This window comes from Tepidanaerobacter sp. EBM-38, from assembly GCA_001896545.1.
GTDB lineage: Bacteria > Bacillota > Thermosediminibacteria > Thermosediminibacterales > Tepidanaerobacteraceae > Tepidanaerobacter.
This window is the reverse complement of sequence record MPOT01000027.1, coordinates 55,447-71,342: the sequence shown is the minus strand read 5'-3', so window position 1 is coordinate 71,342 and position 15,896 is coordinate 55,447. Positions and strand designations below refer to the sequence as shown.

Genomic DNA, 15,896 nt, shown 5'->3' with positions numbered 1-15,896 from the left:
TCATGAACGGGTTATGGGAGCCGGAGAAAACTTGAGAACTTCCCTTAACACATTTATGACTTGCCTTAATGATGCCTCAACTGATGCTACATCCCCTGTTATTACTAAAGAACCGCTAAATCTGTCAAGAAAACCTATATCCACACCAGCAGCTTTAGTTGCTATATCAGCTGCAATAATAGCACCCTCACTTGGAGTGATAGTCATAATACCTATTGCTCCTGCCTTTTCTATCCCTAATTTTTGATAAAGAGAATTGTCAGGGCTGGCGATAAGATGTGCTAAGGTAATTTGTTTGCCTGGAACGTATTCCTGTATAATTCTCTGTTTAGTTTCATGGTCGTCCACACCTTCACCGCCTTTATTTTGATATAAAAACACTTATGAAAAAAGATATGGATGTCTAATTTTATCTTATTACATTAAAAATAATAAGTATAAGTATAATTACTATTATATTTATATTCTATATATTTTTGGTTTTTCCTTCTTTATATGAAATTTATTTTTTAAATAAAACAAGCCACGCTATGAGCATAGATCATCATCTTGTGCTTTCATGACGTGGCTACATTGCCATACTGAAAGACGCCATTGTCTTTCAGTTTTTATATATTGTAGTAAATTTATTCTATTATACAACAATATATATAATTTTTCAATATATTATTTTTTTTGGCTATATACTTGTTTGTAATACTTTTTGGTCAAATAGTTTATAAATCGTTTTATTCAATCAGTTATGGTGAAAGAGAGATTAATCCTTGCATTGTTATAACAACTATTTAGGAATTTTTCATTATTACATTTTCTATAACCTCTGCTACATCTTCGCAAGCATCGCAGCATTTTTCCAGATAATGATATGTGTTATCCCATGCGACTATTTCTTTATAATTTACATTGCTGAGATATAATGCTCTTATGGCTTCAGTGTAGAGTGCGTCTCCTTCTTCTTCCAGCTCATTGATTTCTACAATTAGTTCATGGAGTTTTTGAGACTTGCGGAAATTTGGAAATTCGTCAAATGCCTGTCTTAATAGTCTACAGCATTTTACGATAATCTCAGTCATCTTCTGGGCATGCTTTGTAACCTCACTGATGTTATACATGTACATCCGCATTAATACATCTTCGATGGTATCTGTAACAGTATCAATACAATCCGCTATTGCCATAATATCCTCGCGTTCAATCGGGGTTATAAATTCCTTGACCAGTCTTCCAATCATTTGGTGTCTTGCAACATCTGCAGTATGTTCTATGGTATGCATTTCTTCCATTTTATCCTTTATCTGTTTTGAATCGTAGTCAATCATAATTTGATTTAACAAATCTGCGGCTTTACAAGAATAATCTACCAATTGAACAAAAGTATCAAAATAATAATTATCCTTTTTACGCATAATAGTTGCCTTCCCCAATCTATTGTATTTTTGTTTTAAAACAATCTCATAAATAATAATGCCAATAAAAAACTAATTAATCCGCAGCCCGGGAAAGTCATCAACCAGGCAATTACCATTTCTTTTACAATTCCCCAATTCACGGATGAAATTCTCTTTGCTGCACCTACTCCCATTATAGCTGTTGTCTTGGTATGTGTGGTGCTGACGGGTAGCCCTAGCACAGAAGCTAGAAATAAGCATATAACACCTGCCAAATCTGCAGAAAATCCTTGGTAGGTTTCAAGTTTTACCATCTCCATTCCTACAGATTTGATAATTCGCATACCGCCTATGGATGTTCCCAGTGACATCACTACGGAGCACAATATTATCAGCCATAACGGAATAACAAATTCAGTAACCGAAGCCTGTCCTTGCGCAAGAAATATGCCAAGCATAAATACGCCCATAAACTTTTGACCGTCCTGAGCACCGTGCATAAAGGCCATACCGGCGGCACTGACTATTTGAGCATATTTAAACAAACCATATGTTTTTCTACGGTCAAAGCTACTAAAAACCCTTTCAGTTACTTTAACTACTAACCACCCGGAAAAAAAACCTAAGAACAGGGATAGTGCCAATCCATATAAAACTTTTATCCATTCATCGAAATTTATACCACCTATGCCCTTTTGCAGTGCTATTGCAGCACCGCTTATACCTGCAATCAATGCATGACTTTCGCTAGTTGGTATACCAAACCACCACGCTGCGGTAGACCATACCACAATTGCAAATAAAGCCGCGCATAATGCAATAAGAGCTTTATGAGCATCTCCTCCAAAATCTACCATATTATATATAGTTTCTGCTACCCTCGAGTTAACTATTGTCATAACAAATACACCTAAGAAATTAAAAATAGCAGCCATAATGATTGCAGGTTGTGGTTCCATAGAACGTGTGGAAATACATGTAGCAATGGCATTTGGAGCATCGGTCCACCCATTGACCATAACAGTTCCTAGTGTCAATGCTACGGTAATAATCAAAGCCGGGTTTGAAAATAATTGTACTAAAAAATCTTCAAGAGTAACGGTCATAATTAATCATCTTCCCATAAAAATATTTAAAAACAGGTTATTTTCTTTTATTTAGCTTTTGATATTTGATATTCCTTCTATCCTCAGGAGCTTTTCCTTTATTTCTATTCCGCCTGCAAAGCCGGTAAGTGTTCCATCCTTGCCGATAACCCTGTGACACGGTACTACTATGGACACAGGATTTGCACCGATAGCTTTTCCGACTGCCCGCACGGCCTTGGGATTATTAATTTCTCGAGCTATTTGCGAATATGTCTTCGTTGTTCCATATGGTATGTTTAGCAGGGTTTTCCACACTGATATCTGGAAGCATGTACCTTGTAAGTCTAGAGGAATATCGAAGGCATGCCGCCAACCCTTTAAATATTTTTCAAGTTGAATTATATATGGTTTTAATTTATCTTGATTACAGATTAAGTCGGCTTGAGGAAAATACTTATTTACCCAAATCTCTAACACTCGAAATGGCTTGTTGGACCAAAGCACATAGCATAAGCCTTTTGGACTGGCTGCCAAATGCATCTCCCAATCTCTGTATGAAAAGTATCCCCAAAATATGGCTGATTCCTTTATTAAAACCCTCTCCCATTTATAATATTCATCATAATTATACATCAAAGATTTCTATTTGCATACCATAATACACACCTGCCAAACTAGTTTTTTGTTTTATCTGCTTATGATAAGGAAAATGGACGTTTTGAAATCCAAACGTCCATTTATAGTTTAGGGTTATAATAATTTTACCATATGATAAACTTTTTTGCCTTTTCTAAGTAAGAGTGTTTTGTCATCGTCAAAATCTTTTGCGGCAATTTTTAAATCAACGTCATCAACACGTTGGTCTGCAACATAAATGCCTCCCTGTTGAATGAGTCTTCTTCCTTCACTTTTTGAGGAGGTCAGGCCTGTAAGCATTAAAAGCTCAAGCAATTCCATGCCATCGCTTAACTTTTGTGCATCTATTTCTGTTTGGGGAACTGAAGACATATCTGCGCCGTCCTTGAAAAGTGCTCTTGCAGCCTCTTGCGCCTTTTTGGCTTCTTCTTCGCTGTGAATCATCTTAGTAAGCTCAAATGCCAACACTTCTTTAGCCTTGTTAATCTGGGCACCTTCCAAGGAGCTGAGCCGTTTAATTTCGTCCATCGGAAGGAATGTTAAAAGCGACAAGCATTTTTCAACATCCCTATCGTCAATATTTCTCCAATATTGATAAAAATCATATGGGGATACCTTCTCAGGGTCCAGCCAAAGGGCTCCCGCCTGAGTCTTACCCATCTTTACACCTTCGCTGGTGGTAAGAAGCGTAAATGTCATACCATAAGCTGAATCGCCTTCCACTCTTCGAATTAAGTCAGCACCACTTATAATATTCGACCATTGGTCATTACCGCCCATCTGCAATTTACAACCGTATTTCCTATACAGGTATAAGAAGTCATAAGACTGCATCAGCATATAGTTAAACTCCAAAAAGGTCAAGCCGGTTTCCAGCCGTTGTTTATAGCACTCAGCTGTAAGCATGCGGTTTACGGAAAAATGCCGGCCAACTTCACGCAGAAAATCTATATAGTTAAGTTGCATTAGCCAGTCTGCATTATTTAGCATATAGGCTTTGTTATCCGAAAAATCCAGAAGTTTTTCGAACTGTTTTTTAAATTGTCTTGCATTATAATCTATTTGTTCCCGAGTTAGCATTTTGCGCATATCTGTTCTGCCTGATGGGTCACCTATCATTGCAGTGCCCCCACCCAACAAAGCTATTGGAACATGGCCGGCTCTTTGCATATGTGCCATAGCCATCATTGGAAGCAAATGACCTACGTGCAGGCTGTCGGCAGTAGGGTCAAAGCCAACATAAAAAACAACCTTTTCCTTTTCAAGAAGCTCTCTGATTTCTTCTTCATGTGTCGCCTGTTCAATAAATCCTCTTTCTTTTAGAATATCGTATGCATTCTCCATGTTGTAATCTTTCCTCCTTGAAATCATGTAATTAAAAAGCTTCCCAGTCTTTTAAGGACGAGGAAGCTCGTGGTACCACCTTAATTCGCATTTAAAATCTTTCATCTAAATGCCTCTTATACAGTAACGGCTTATGCCGCTAAAGACAGAAAACTCCTGAGTGTAATTCACATGTTTTGGCACGCATCCTCTCACCAACCGGATTGCTCTCTTTATACTGTAACCTAAAACAGCTACTTTGCTCATTCATCGCCAAAAATATTCATTTATACTATACTAACACAACCATTAATACAATTTCAAGTGCTAACTTTAACATACGTTTCGTACATGTCCTAGACCGTCCTGCAAGAAGGGTTACTTTTTTTATCTTGCGTAGTTAAATTTCTGCACCATTTTCTTCTTTTACCTGCTTTTCTTCCAGCTCTTTTTTCATTTTATCAATAATTTGTTCATAATCTTTTATTGTTCTTGCTTGTTTTTTTATTTGTTGATTCATTTTAAAACTTTTAACAAGACCAAATATCATTATAACCAGTGCTCCAAGCATTGCTGAGCCGATTATCACCAAGGCCTGTGAGGTTGCAAATTCGCCTAGAAATGGAAATCGAATAATAATCTCTGAGGAATTCCACAGTGCAAAAATGGCTACAAAAAATGCAAAAATCAACCCACTAATTAAATAAAACTGCATTTTGATTGCCCCCCATTACTATAAATAATTATAATTTATTTAGATATAGAAAGCTATACCGTTGAAAATCAAGGCATCCTTCCTTTAAATTAAACTTGATATTTTAAAATTTAATCTTACAGGCTTGATATCGCAAACATCAATTCACCTTCGGCTGCTATTTCACCATCTACTGTTGCTTTAGCTTTGCCTTTTCCAATAGGACCTTTTATTTTCGTAAGTTCTACTTCCAGACGCAACTGGTCACCCGGTATTACCTGACGCTTGAATCTCATGCCGTCAATGCCTGCAAAAAGTGCTATCTTGTCACGATTGTTTTCGGAGCTTAGAATCGCACAGGCTCCAACTTGAGCCAAGGCTTCCACTATTAATACTCCGGGCATTATGGGTTTTTCCGGAAAATGCCCCTGGAAAAATTCTTCATTGGCCGAGACATTTTTAATTCCTACTGCCCTCTTTCCTTCTTCTAGCTCCAGTATTCGATCCACTAATAAGAACGGATATCTATGTGGTATTATTTTTTTTATTTCTTCGATATTAAGCATGAAAACCATCCTTTTCAAATAATAATTTGTCTTAAAAATAATTTTTTAGATTCAAAGTATGTTAAACTTATAAACAAAGGATTGTATCTACCGATTCGACAGCAATTGATGATAAAAAATTACCTACTTTTAAATCAGTTAGGGACGAACCACGAAGTCCGTCCCCTCTATATTTAATAAATTTTCTTAAATATATTTTGAAAGCTGTTCATAAAGCTGCTGTGCCAATCCGATTCCTCCGTTTTGAGAAATTTCTTCAGCCAGGGCTTCATCATGCATAGATTGCATAATATCAAAAGTTACACCTTTTTCAAACATGCCTCCATCTGGTATTGTATCCCTCATGGATTTTAGCATATAATTTAAAAAGATCGATTCGAATTGCTGACAAACCTCTTTTAGTTCCGATTCATTTTTGTTTTCGCTTTTTAAAGCATTCATTTTAAACTGGGATATAGGAATAAAATCATTACTACAATCTATTATATCCAAATTTTATCCCCCTAACGCCTAAGATTATTTGCCTGAGCCAGCATCTCATCAGATGCCTGTACGGCTTTAGTGTTTACTTCATAGGCTCTCTGGGCAATGATAAGGTTTACCATTTCTTCCACTACCTGAACATTGGACATCTCTAAAAATCCTTGCAGCAATGTACCATATCCGGGATCTGATACATCTTCCTTTGGCACATATTCTCCGGAGGCTTCAGTTGCCTCAAAGAGATTGTTGCCGATAGCCAAAAGACCCTGCGGGTTTAAGAATTTAACAATACCTATTTGTCCTAATTCTTCTATTGTCCCATCTTCATCCTGTCCTGTAATAAGACCATCTGATGAAATACTGATATCAGTATATTCTTCAGGAATGGTTATATAGCTTTCGTCTCCGCTTAGAACATAATATCCTTCCGATGTGACCAAATTTCTGTCAGTCCCATCCAAGGATACTTTAAATGAACCATCTCTGGTAAAAGCCAGATTGCCGTCGGGTCTTTCTACCATGAAAAACCCTGTCCCTTCAATAGCTACATCAAATGTATTACCAGTAGGCTGAAGATTACCTTCAGTAAAATCCCGCCCGGTAGCCGAAGGTCTAACTCCATGGCCTACTTGAATTCCCACAGGTAATGCTGCTCCTGGAAGCAGCTCGGGACTATCCGGCCGCTGCAGTGTTTCATATAACAAATCTTTAAATTCTGCACGACTTTTCTTGAAACCCGCTGTGTTTACATTGGCCAAATTGTTTGATGTAATATCCATATTCAATTGTTGTGCCTGCATACCAGAACTGGCACTCCACAGTGCACGCATCATAGGCTACTCCTCCTTATATCATCACTGCTTCAGTCAGTCGGCAGTGGAGGGCCTCTGAGTATTCAGTCCGGCCCTAAAATTATATCCTAGCTATATCATTTACAGCTCTGTCAAGTGTTTCATCATTAGTTTGTATTACCTTCTGGCTGGCTTCATATGCTCTAAAGGCTGTTATCAAATCAACCATTTCTGAAATCGTATTGGCATTTGACCCCTCTAAAGCACCTTGAACCACTTGAACCACTTCATCATCGGCCTGAATCATCGGTGTTTGGGAGTTATACAAGTTACTGCCTTGTTTTATAAGCTGCCCTTGGTCGTTAAAACTTACTATTCTGAGCCTGCCCACAAGCTGACCGCTTACAGTCACTTCTCCTTGTTGACTTATTACAATATCACCTTCCTGAGGTAATAACACCGGTCCATTCTCACCTAAGACATAATAGCCGTCGCTTGTAACAATATAGCCCTCCCGGTCCATGGTGAAACTGCCATCTCTTGTATACCGTATGCCCTCGGGAGTCTGAACTTCAAAAAAGCCTTCCCCTCTCAAGGCAATATCCAAGGGATTAGACGTTACCTTTATAGCTCCTTGGGAAAAATCCGTATTTATTTCATCCAACATTGCTCCAGTGCCCAGCATGCCAATGAAAGGCCTCGGATCTATAACCCGATCAAGGCCGACAGTTATCGGATCATCAAACCGATGGATATTCATCTCTGGCAAAGCTCTGAAAATCGCCCTGTCTTTCTTAAACCCAGAAGTATTTACATTGGCAAGGTTATTTGAAATGACATCAGTTCTACTCATTTCAGATAGCATGCCTGAAGCTCCTGTGTAAAGACCCCTTATCAATTAATCACCTCCTCCTTAAAGAATTAAAAAAATAAATTATTTGGTAAAAATAGCATTTGGACCCAGTATGTCCAAATTTTCTAATGCCTTACCGGCTCCAATAGCCACAGCAGAAATGGCCTCTTCTGCAATTATGACCGGAATACCGGTTCTTCTGCAAATCAACTTGTCCATGCCTTTTAGCAGTGAGCCGCCGCCGGTCATTACTATACCCTTTTCACTGATATCAGATGCAAGTTCCGGCGGAGTTTTCTCCAAAACACTATATATGGTGTTGACAATCTGTTCTACTGGTTCCTGCAGTGCTTCACAGGTCTGGCCTGCAGTAATGGTGACGTTTTGAGGAAGTCCGCTAATTAAGCTGCGGCCTCTTACTTCCATCGAAACAGCCTTATCATCGTCGCTTTCGGGAAAAACATCAGCCACATTAATCTTAACCTCTTCAGCGGATCTTTCCCCAATCATAAGATTAAATTCTTTCTTTACAAACCTCACAATAGAATCATCGAATTTATCACCGGCTACCCTTAGAGACTCACCGCAGACAATGCCTCCTAGGGACATTACTGCAATATCCGTGGTGCCACCTCCAATATCAACAATCATGCTCCCAAAGGGTTTTGAAATATCTAAGCCGGCACCTATGGCAGCCGCTATAGGTTCTTCTATTAAATATGTCTGCCTAGCTCCTGCCGCACTGGCAGCCTCAATAACCGCTCTTTTTTCAACAGTTGTAATTACTGCCGGAACACATATCATCATCCTCGGTCGAAAAATTCTGCTATGTGCAATTTTGTTCAAAAAATACTTAAGCATAATTTCCGTTGTGGAATAATCCGCAATAACGCCTTCTTTCAACGGACGTATAGCCACTATATTACCTGGAGTACGCCCTATCATTCTTCGGGCTTCCTCTCCTACAGCCAACATCTTGCCGGTAGATCTATCCATAGCAACTACAGAAGGTTCCTGAAGTACAATTCCTTTTCCTTTAACATAAACCAAAATTGAAGCAGTTCCTAAATCAATACCTATATCCATGAAAGTTTCGTTGCCTCCTGTCAAATTTAACACATTTAGGAATTAATTCTACATTTTTTTCAAAAATCCTCTTTTATTCTTGTTTAAAGATGTATGTATTTTTCTCTTGTGGCTTTTCCGCCTCTAATATGTCGTTCGGCTTTATTAAATTCTAGTACTTCTCTTACCTTAGTTGCTTTTTGCGGATTTATTTCTAATAATCTTTCGGTCATATCCTTGTGCACCGTACTTTTTGATACACCAAAAACTTTGGCGGCTTGTCTGACGGTAGCCTTAGTATCAATAATATAATCTGCGATTTCCAGGATTCGCTCCCTCATATAATCTTTCACGGCAGTTCCCCCTTCAAGCGAGTTTAGTAAATATATATGATGCAAAGTAGCTTTATAGAAGATAAAAAAGCAAAGTATGCTTTTTTGAAATCTAAGTTTCAGACATTTCAATTATTAAATATTCAAAAAAATAAAGCGGGCTTTTTCGCCACGCTTTCGGCTGCTTAAGTGCAGGCATTTCAGTTATGAGTTGCTACGATGCCTTCCGGCATCTATCTGATTTTAGGGAGATACTGCTGTGGATCTATATTTTTACCGTCCTTTAAAACTTCAAAGTGAAGATGTGGAGGGTCTTCTATTTCATAGGGCGCAGTCTTGCCTATAGCCGAAATCACTTGACCTTTCTTAACCTGATTGCCTTCTTTAACCAACTTATCCGAATTAAGATTCCCATATAAAGTTTTAACACCGCCACCGTGATCAATAACTATAACTACCCCCAGCTTAGGATCATTATTTGTTACCACAGCTATCGTCCCGTCTAAAACAGCTTTTACCGGTGTGCCGATGTCAGCAGCAATGTCGATACCACTATGGCAGTTCCATTGCTCCAAAGTCTTGGAATAGACCAGGGTATCCATGGCAAAAGCTGTTGTTACTCTTCCCATAGCCGGCATAGCCATGGTTGCCATAGCTGAAACCACCGCAGTTTCTTCTGATTTCTCTCCTGCTGCTTTTGTTATATTGTCGTGTTCATCCTCTCTTGTTTTTTCAACTTTTCCCGTGTCCAAATCTGCTTGTTGATACAAATTCCCAGATACCTCACTGGGTTTTACAAGGTTTTGTTGCTCTTCTTTTTTCCCTTGACCCTCCTTAGGCGGACTACTCACATTCTGAGTATTATCATTCAAGCCGTATTGCCTCTCTATATTTTCTTCATTTAAAACCTGTTCATTCATATCAATTTGCCACTCAGACAGAGGTTCTTTATCAGCACTTTCGTTAAATTCAAAGCCTTTGTGGGTAGCCCTATACCACCAAAAAAAGCTGTTGGCTATGATTAAAAGTGAAATCAAAAATGCAGCAAATAAAGTCTTTTTAGGCAGTTGAATTACTTGGTTGATAAGTTTATTACCAGACTCCTTAAATCTTTTAAAACTTGAAGAAAGTTTTACTGGCCATTTGAATCGGTTCATATAATCACCTCATCTATATTATGACCAGTATTTTCCTTGTTATGCATTTGTTTACTGCCGCAAGAGACAGATTTTTCCCTTATATCATAACCTTCTGCTAACACCGCTATTCTATTTTTTTAATTATTTCTACACCCTTATAATAATGTTTAATTATGTCAACATAACCGGCGCCATTTTTAGCCATCGCATCAGCACCATATTGGCTCATGCCCACACCATGTCCGTAGCCTGTTGTCATTATTTTAATATTTTTACCGGATCTTTCCCATTTAAAATCTGTTGAGTTCAGCTCGAATAATTGACGAAACTCAGTGCCTTTTATCACCTTATTGCCAACTTGCATTTTTTTGATACGGCCTCCCTCGCTGACTTCTAACACCTTCCACTGAGCTTCCGGATTTTTATGGTCAATAACTATATCAGGCCATTTTTGCCGTAGTTTAGATACAATTTCTTCAACAGTAAACTCCTTTACGGCAAAAAAGCGCGGTGACGCTTCCTCATCTGGACTTACTACACTTCTAAGATACGGAATTTGCTTTTCCCAAACATCTTCGGAATTTTCGGTTTTGCCGTTGCTGGTAGAGAAAAACAACGGATCTATGGGCTCATCCTGATACAATATGATCATGCCTGCAGTAGAGTTTACAGCTTGATTAATCTTGCTGTAATAATGATAATAGGAAAATATTCCCCACTTTTTCAGCATCTCGCTTTTTGTGATCCAAGCCTGACAATGGCTTGGATTATCGCATACATCCGCTTCGGGGTGCAGGCTACATCCATTACCTCCTACCGCGCGCCACCGCTTATATGCATATGTCCTTGCTGCCACTGACTGAGCTTTTAAGGCTTCAATATTAAAACTGGCCGGCATTTCGGCAGCTACCACACCTTTTACGTAATCCTCCAATAACATTTTTTCAATCTTTTTAGATGAATTTATATAGACAGTAATAAAATTGTCGTCAGCTGCCTCTTTTATCCTCTTTTGCTCACTGGGACTTTCAAGCTGTATTGGTTTGCAGCTTTTCACTATCAAACCCGGAACAACAATAACAACAAAAATTATAAGGAAAATTATGTAATAGCCTGCTCCTTTCATCAAATCCCTCCAGATAACTAAGCTAATATTATATTTTATTAGCACCCCATTGGATATATGTGTTATCATTTCGAGTTTAAAAGTTCAGAGCAAAATCTATCTTTACTAAACCTCAAAGCCTGCATAAATATGGCAGCAGACAGCCCTAGTACAAAGAATAATACATGGATACCGGAAATAAATAATAACCACCTGCAAAACAACGGGTGGTTATTATTTATCAGTGAAGTTAGTCAACAAACAAGATAGCTTTATCCTCTTAATCGACTTTTTTTATTTTAGCTCCTAGGCTTTGAAGTTTCTCAACAATATTTACATATCCTCTGTAAATATGGTATGTGTTCATTACTTGGGTTGTTCCTTCTGCAGTCAAGCCGGCTAGAATCAGTGCAGCGCCTGCTCGAAGGTCAGTAGCCTTTACCGGTGCTCCCGAAAGCTTTTCAACGCCTTCGATTACAGCACTTCTTCCTTCTATCTTTATCTTAGCGCCCATGCGCTTTAATTCTTCCACATGCATAAAGCGATTTTCAAAAACCGTTTCTATAACCATACTGGTTCCGCTTGCAATGCTTAAATACGCCATCATTTGCGCCTGCATATCTGTTGGAAATCCCGGGTAAGGCAGAGTTTTGACATCAGATGCAATTGGCCTGCCATTGCCTATTACTCGGAGGCCTTCCGGTTCCTCTGTAATTTTTGCACCACATTCTATCAGTTTTGCTATTACCGGCTTTAAATGCTCTGGGACCACATTTTCAAGCAGTATATTACCGCCGGTTATGGCTCCGGCTACTAAGAAAGTACCTGTTTCAATCCTGTCCGGAATCACAGTATATGAAATGCCTGAAAGTTCCTTAACGCCATCTATTTTTATCACATCAGTACCTGCACCACGGATTTTTGCTCCCATGCTGTTTAAAAAGTTAGCTAGGTCAATTATCTCCGGCTCTTTAGCGGCATTTTCAATAGTTGTCTGCCCTTCAGCCAAGGCAGCAGCCATCATTATATTTTCCGTTGCTCCAACACTTGGAAAATCTAAGTATATAACAGATCCTACAAGTTTATCACATCTAGCCTCCACAAACCCATGTCCAAGCTCGATATCAGCCCCCAATGAAGCAAAACCCTTCAAATGCAAATCTATGGGCCTTGAACCTATAGCACATCCGCCGGGCATTGATATACGGGCTCGCCCCTTTCTTGCAAGCATTGGACCCATCACCAAAAAAGAAGCCCTCATTTTTCTGACCAAATCATAAGGGGCCTCAAAAGAATTAACCGTCCCGGCACTTATTTTTATACAATCTTTATCACGAAAAGCTTTAGCTCCCATAGATTTTAAAACTTCTCTCATGACTTTTACATCTTCAAGTTCAGGAGCATCTTCAATAATACACTCGGCTTCAGTGAGCAGCGATGCAGCCATAACAGGTAATACCGCATTTTTAGCACTGCTTATTCTAACGGTTCCCTCTAACGGCCTTCCTCCCTCAACAACAATACTTGACAACGACTTTCCCTCCGATAGTTTAGTATAACGGGTATTTTGGTTAAAATATCCATATTATACCCTTATAAACTCATTCAGTATTCAAGAGAAATGACTGGTGTTCCAATCCATATATATGTTGTATCTTCATCTGAATTATATCTTATCGCAATATGGATATTATAATTTTTACCTAATATCTGTATACCCTCGGATAATAGTGGGCTAAATCCTATTATACTAAAATTATATTTGTCTTGAATTTTTTCTGTATTGATAATTTCAAAATAACTTGTAATTGTTTCTACTAGTTTATCCTGTTGCGCCTCATCAAGTTTACCATTAAACGTTCCAGTAACACAAGAGGTAATTTTTGACTGACCACCTAAGGAATTAATGGTTTTGCTGACTTTTTTTGCAAAATCATTGTATTTCTCCAGATTCCGACTACTAACACTTATTGTTAAATACGTTTGAGGATCTTTTTCATATTCTGCAGGTAAAATTGCTGACTGAATAATTATTTGTAGAAAAGTATCAGAATTTAATTTACCCTCAGTATTTAATATTCGATATGTTTCGTTGTTTTCCTTCGTAGAATCAAAATTTTCCTTTTCAGCATTAAAGATTTTCATTATTTCATCTTGATATTGCTGCATTTGAGTAAAATCCATAAACTCGCGATTAATAACCGACCAGTCAACAATATCCAGCATCTCTGGATTTGCGCCAACTTCACTAAGGGCTTCTGATAACAAATTATCGCTATCTTGGCTGCAGGTTGCCTTAGGTGTAATGATAACCAAAAGTATTATTGCCACAGTTAAGGTCTTTGAAAATTTCATAAGACGATCCCCCTGAAAAAATATCTTTTTTTTTACGCCTTTTACAAATGTGAACCTTTATGAGCTTCTCGCTTTAGGATTGAATAAAATTATATAAATACGTTTCTTGTATAATTATTACCGTTTCTTACCAAAATTATGCTCTAATGTTTTTAAATTATGTAAAAAGAAGATTCGAGAATTGTACAAGCATCTCCTTCAGTGAATCCTGCTAGTTTTTGTCTATTGTTTGAAAGTGACATATTGTTTTAAGACTTTGTTTTGGTATATTTTAGTTTTTATAACATTTTTTGTGCAGATCATTTTATATCTGCTTTTAACAATAGTATTTGATATATAAACATCTTTTATAATAATCATTTATTTACAATAAATTAATTACCCTGAAAATGCTAAAAGGCACAGTAACGGCAGCCTTGCAGGCGACTGTGCCGGTCAAATATTGGCAGGTTGTGGTTGATTTTTGCTCAGTAAAGTTTTGCATACTTGTCGGCATCACACAAAAAAGCTACTCCAAATTTTTTGAAGCAGCTTTTTATAAAGATTCATTATTCATAATGTGATATGTCCTTAGATAAATTTTTAATTGATTTATCATGTGTTGGAACATGCTTTTGCCAGTTAAAAAGGGCATATAAGCATTCTTTATACATTTGCAATCTGTACATGAAACCACGTTTAAATCCGTATTTTTCCTCTTTGGTATAGTGAGTTATATCTTTTAAAGCCGGCTCAATTACTGGTATATTATTCTTTTCGGCTAAACGGCTTAAAAATACCTCAACACCGAACCTGGCCCATGAAAGTGAGGGAAGACTCTTTACAAAAAAGTTTGCTAGCCCTCTTTGCCCATTTAAAATTGAAAAATATCGTTGAGCCAAATCAACATTCTTCTTGCCCCCGCTTTTAAACATACCTATCGTCATACCTACTTGCGGATTTTCTTCCAATGGTAAAAGCAGGGCATCCATGTGCTGGTGTTTTAAATTAATTAGGTCTGCATCAAGAAAAAGCCACAGAGGTGAATCATCAACATAATCTATCCCCGTCTGCAGTGCAGCTCCCTTTCCGAGATTTTTTTCATGTCTTATTACCTCTACTCCGGTTCTTTGGGCAGCTTTGTATGTATCATCCACAGAACCATCATCGATTACTATTATTCGCTTTTCTCGCGGATAGCTACATACTACATCTAGAACAGCTCCAATCCTAGGCGCCTCATTGTATGCCGGAATAAGAACAGTAACAGGTTTCATAACCAAGTCATTCCCTTCATGTTATATGCTCTATTGTCTTAATTCGCCTGTTTTTGATAATATCCTCCTTTGCAAAACCTTTGCTTATTGCCAAAAGCAGATAAACATAATGGATATCAATATCTGCTGCAAACGTGAATTAAAAGGAACCGTCCCCAAAAATGGCATTTTTAGGGACGGTTCCTTTTGATTCATTTAAGTTTACATAACCATTTCTTTGATTTTCATAAGTCTTGTGATATTTGAACGTTCATTCTCATCGAGTTTCATTGTAATATACTTTATAGTTTCTTCCATTGAAGGAATCATGACGTATTCCAATGCATTGACCCTGCGGCGAGTTTTTTCGATTTCATCAGCCATTAACTGACAAGTTTTTTCGATTTCCGAAAGTTTTAGCATTTTAGGCAGCATACCTGAAAGTATGCTTATGGCATTGTCCAATTCTGCAGATGTATTCGCAAGACCATATGAGTAGATATTGCTGCCTTCTTGCAAGTGAATATCAATTTTCGGTACATTTACACTCATGATATTCTGTTTCCCAACATCTATATTTACCTGTGCTGCCGGAATCATGAGACTTTCCTCAAGCACTTCCTGAGGCATTTGACTTCGTGCCATGGTAAAGCTTTTCAGGGCCATCTCCAAATCGTGTTCTACTTCTTCTCTGAGCCTTTTATTTTCCTTAATTAAGTCGATAAATTTTTTAATAAGCTCATCCTGCTTATCCTTAAGCAGTTTGTGTCCACGACGTGCAACAACTATTTGCCTCTTTAAACGGGTAAGCTCCATTCGAGTGGGATTTACTCGAGTTTTCAT

The 15,896-nt window shown here is 38.0% G+C and carries 18 protein-coding genes and 1 other annotated feature; all 18 genes read right to left on the bottom strand.

Annotation, left to right across the window (positions count from 1 at the left end; translation table 11 throughout):
* The 18 genes from BUC45_RS02985 to BUC45_RS02900 all read right to left on the bottom strand — a co-directional run bounded on the left by BUC45_RS02985 (position 1) and on the right by BUC45_RS02900 (position 15,896).
* Complete coding sequence (locus BUC45_RS02985; protein WP_296970180.1) at positions 1 to 348, bottom strand: BMC domain-containing protein; 348 nt, start codon at positions 346 to 348, stop codon at positions 1 to 3.
* A 437-nt stretch (positions 349 to 785) separates the two neighbouring features.
* Positions 786 to 1,406 carry a DUF47 family protein gene (locus BUC45_RS02980; protein ID WP_296970179.1) on the bottom strand — a complete coding sequence of 207 codons (621 nt, stop codon included), beginning with the start codon at positions 1,404 to 1,406 and terminating at the stop codon, positions 786 to 788.
* Positions 1,407 to 1,441: 35 nt separating this feature from the next.
* The gene (locus BUC45_RS02975; protein ID WP_296970177.1) at positions 1,442 to 2,494 is read right to left on the bottom strand and encodes an inorganic phosphate transporter; all 1,053 of its coding nucleotides are present in this window, start codon (positions 2,492 to 2,494) and stop codon (positions 1,442 to 1,444) included.
* Between the two features lie 51 nt (positions 2,495 to 2,545).
* Positions 2,546 to 3,109, bottom strand: coding sequence for a methylated-DNA--[protein]-cysteine S-methyltransferase (locus BUC45_RS02970; RefSeq protein ID WP_296970260.1), 564 nt, complete (start codon positions 3,107 to 3,109; stop codon positions 2,546 to 2,548).
* A 117-nt stretch (positions 3,110 to 3,226) separates the two neighbouring features.
* On the bottom strand, positions 3,227 to 4,456 hold the full coding sequence (gene tyrS / locus BUC45_RS02965; RefSeq protein WP_296970176.1) for a tyrosine--tRNA ligase: 1,230 nt from the start codon (positions 4,454 to 4,456) through the stop codon (positions 3,227 to 3,229).
* 50 nt (positions 4,457 to 4,506) lie between these two features.
* Positions 4,507 to 4,715: a binding site (T-box leader), on the bottom strand.
* A gap of 120 nt (positions 4,716 to 4,835) precedes the next feature.
* On the bottom strand, positions 4,836 to 5,150 hold the full coding sequence (locus tag BUC45_RS02960; RefSeq protein WP_296970174.1) for a lipopolysaccharide assembly LapA domain-containing protein: 315 nt from the start codon (positions 5,148 to 5,150) through the stop codon (positions 4,836 to 4,838).
* A gap of 116 nt (positions 5,151 to 5,266) precedes the next feature.
* Entirely contained in the window at positions 5,267 to 5,695 is a 429-nt protein-coding gene (gene fabZ / locus BUC45_RS02955; RefSeq protein WP_296970172.1) for a 3-hydroxyacyl-ACP dehydratase FabZ, read from the bottom strand.
* A gap of 186 nt (positions 5,696 to 5,881) precedes the next feature.
* A complete protein-coding gene (locus BUC45_RS02950) occupies positions 5,882 to 6,187 on the bottom strand; it encodes a rod-binding protein (protein ID WP_296970171.1) in 306 nt (101 codons plus the stop codon).
* Positions 6,188 to 6,198: 11 nt separating this feature from the next.
* The gene (flgG, locus tag BUC45_RS02945; RefSeq protein WP_296970170.1) at positions 6,199 to 7,011 is read right to left on the bottom strand and encodes a flagellar basal-body rod protein FlgG; all 813 of its coding nucleotides are present in this window, start codon (positions 7,009 to 7,011) and stop codon (positions 6,199 to 6,201) included.
* 79 nt (positions 7,012 to 7,090) lie between these two features.
* On the bottom strand, positions 7,091 to 7,867 hold the full coding sequence (gene flgF, locus BUC45_RS02940) for a flagellar basal-body rod protein FlgF (protein ID WP_296970169.1): 777 nt from the start codon (positions 7,865 to 7,867) through the stop codon (positions 7,091 to 7,093).
* 36 nt (positions 7,868 to 7,903) lie between these two features.
* Positions 7,904 to 8,908: a rod shape-determining protein MreB gene (gene mreB, locus BUC45_RS02935; RefSeq protein WP_296970258.1), complete on the bottom strand. Its 1,005-nt coding sequence runs from the start codon at positions 8,906 to 8,908 to the stop codon at positions 7,904 to 7,906.
* A gap of 83 nt (positions 8,909 to 8,991) precedes the next feature.
* Entirely contained in the window at positions 8,992 to 9,240 is a 249-nt protein-coding gene (spoIIID, locus tag BUC45_RS02930) for a sporulation transcriptional regulator SpoIIID (RefSeq protein WP_296970167.1), read from the bottom strand.
* A 212-nt stretch (positions 9,241 to 9,452) separates the two neighbouring features.
* Positions 9,453 to 10,376: a M23 family metallopeptidase gene (locus BUC45_RS02925; protein ID WP_296970166.1), complete on the bottom strand. Its 924-nt coding sequence runs from the start codon at positions 10,374 to 10,376 to the stop codon at positions 9,453 to 9,455.
* A gap of 106 nt (positions 10,377 to 10,482) precedes the next feature.
* The gene (gene spoIID / locus BUC45_RS02920; protein ID WP_296970164.1) at positions 10,483 to 11,484 is read right to left on the bottom strand and encodes a stage II sporulation protein D; all 1,002 of its coding nucleotides are present in this window, start codon (positions 11,482 to 11,484) and stop codon (positions 10,483 to 10,485) included.
* 259 nt (positions 11,485 to 11,743) lie between these two features.
* A complete protein-coding gene (gene murA, locus BUC45_RS02915; protein ID WP_296970162.1) occupies positions 11,744 to 12,994 on the bottom strand; it encodes a UDP-N-acetylglucosamine 1-carboxyvinyltransferase in 1,251 nt (416 codons plus the stop codon).
* A 74-nt stretch (positions 12,995 to 13,068) separates the two neighbouring features.
* Positions 13,069 to 13,818, bottom strand: coding sequence for a YwmB family TATA-box binding protein (locus BUC45_RS02910; protein ID WP_296970160.1), 750 nt, complete (start codon positions 13,816 to 13,818; stop codon positions 13,069 to 13,071).
* Positions 13,819 to 14,366: 548 nt separating this feature from the next.
* Positions 14,367 to 15,074 (bottom strand): glycosyltransferase family 2 protein, encoded by a 708-nt coding sequence (locus BUC45_RS02905; RefSeq protein WP_296970256.1) that lies wholly within the window; start codon positions 15,072 to 15,074, stop codon positions 14,367 to 14,369.
* Between the two features lie 201 nt (positions 15,075 to 15,275).
* On the bottom strand, positions 15,276 to 15,896 hold the full coding sequence (locus BUC45_RS02900) for a V-type ATP synthase subunit D (protein WP_013779121.1): 621 nt from the start codon (positions 15,894 to 15,896) through the stop codon (positions 15,276 to 15,278).

Coding starts and splice junctions, on each gene's coding strand:
- BUC45_RS02905 (WP_296970256.1), bottom strand. CDS start 15,074: ATGAAACCTGTTACTGTTCTTATTCCGGCATACAATGAGGCGCCTAGG.
- BUC45_RS02980 (WP_296970179.1), bottom strand. CDS start 1,406: ATGCGTAAAAAGGATAATTATTATTTTGATACTTTTGTTCAATTGGTA.
- BUC45_RS02960 (WP_296970174.1), bottom strand. CDS start 5,150: ATGCAGTTTTATTTAATTAGTGGGTTGATTTTTGCATTTTTTGTAGCC.
- mreB (WP_296970258.1), bottom strand. CDS start 8,908: ATGGATATAGGTATTGATTTAGGAACTGCTTCAATTTTGGTTTATGTT.
- BUC45_RS02925 (WP_296970166.1), bottom strand. CDS start 10,376: ATGAACCGATTCAAATGGCCAGTAAAACTTTCTTCAAGTTTTAAAAGA.
- tyrS (WP_296970176.1), bottom strand. CDS start 4,456: ATGGAGAATGCATACGATATTCTAAAAGAAAGAGGATTTATTGAACAG.
- BUC45_RS02900 (WP_013779121.1), bottom strand. CDS start 15,896: ATGAAAACTCGAGTAAATCCCACTCGAATGGAGCTTACCCGTTTAAAG.
- flgG (WP_296970170.1), bottom strand. CDS start 7,011: ATGATGCGTGCACTGTGGAGTGCCAGTTCTGGTATGCAGGCACAACAA.
- spoIID (WP_296970164.1), bottom strand. CDS start 11,484: ATGAAAGGAGCAGGCTATTACATAATTTTCCTTATAATTTTTGTTGTT.
- BUC45_RS02975 (WP_296970177.1), bottom strand. CDS start 2,494: ATGACCGTTACTCTTGAAGATTTTTTAGTACAATTATTTTCAAACCCG.
- BUC45_RS02910 (WP_296970160.1), bottom strand. CDS start 13,818: ATGAAATTTTCAAAGACCTTAACTGTGGCAATAATACTTTTGGTTATC.
- fabZ (WP_296970172.1), bottom strand. CDS start 5,695: ATGCTTAATATCGAAGAAATAAAAAAAATAATACCACATAGATATCCG.
- BUC45_RS02970 (WP_296970260.1), bottom strand. CDS start 3,109: ATGTATAATTATGATGAATATTATAAATGGGAGAGGGTTTTAATAAAG.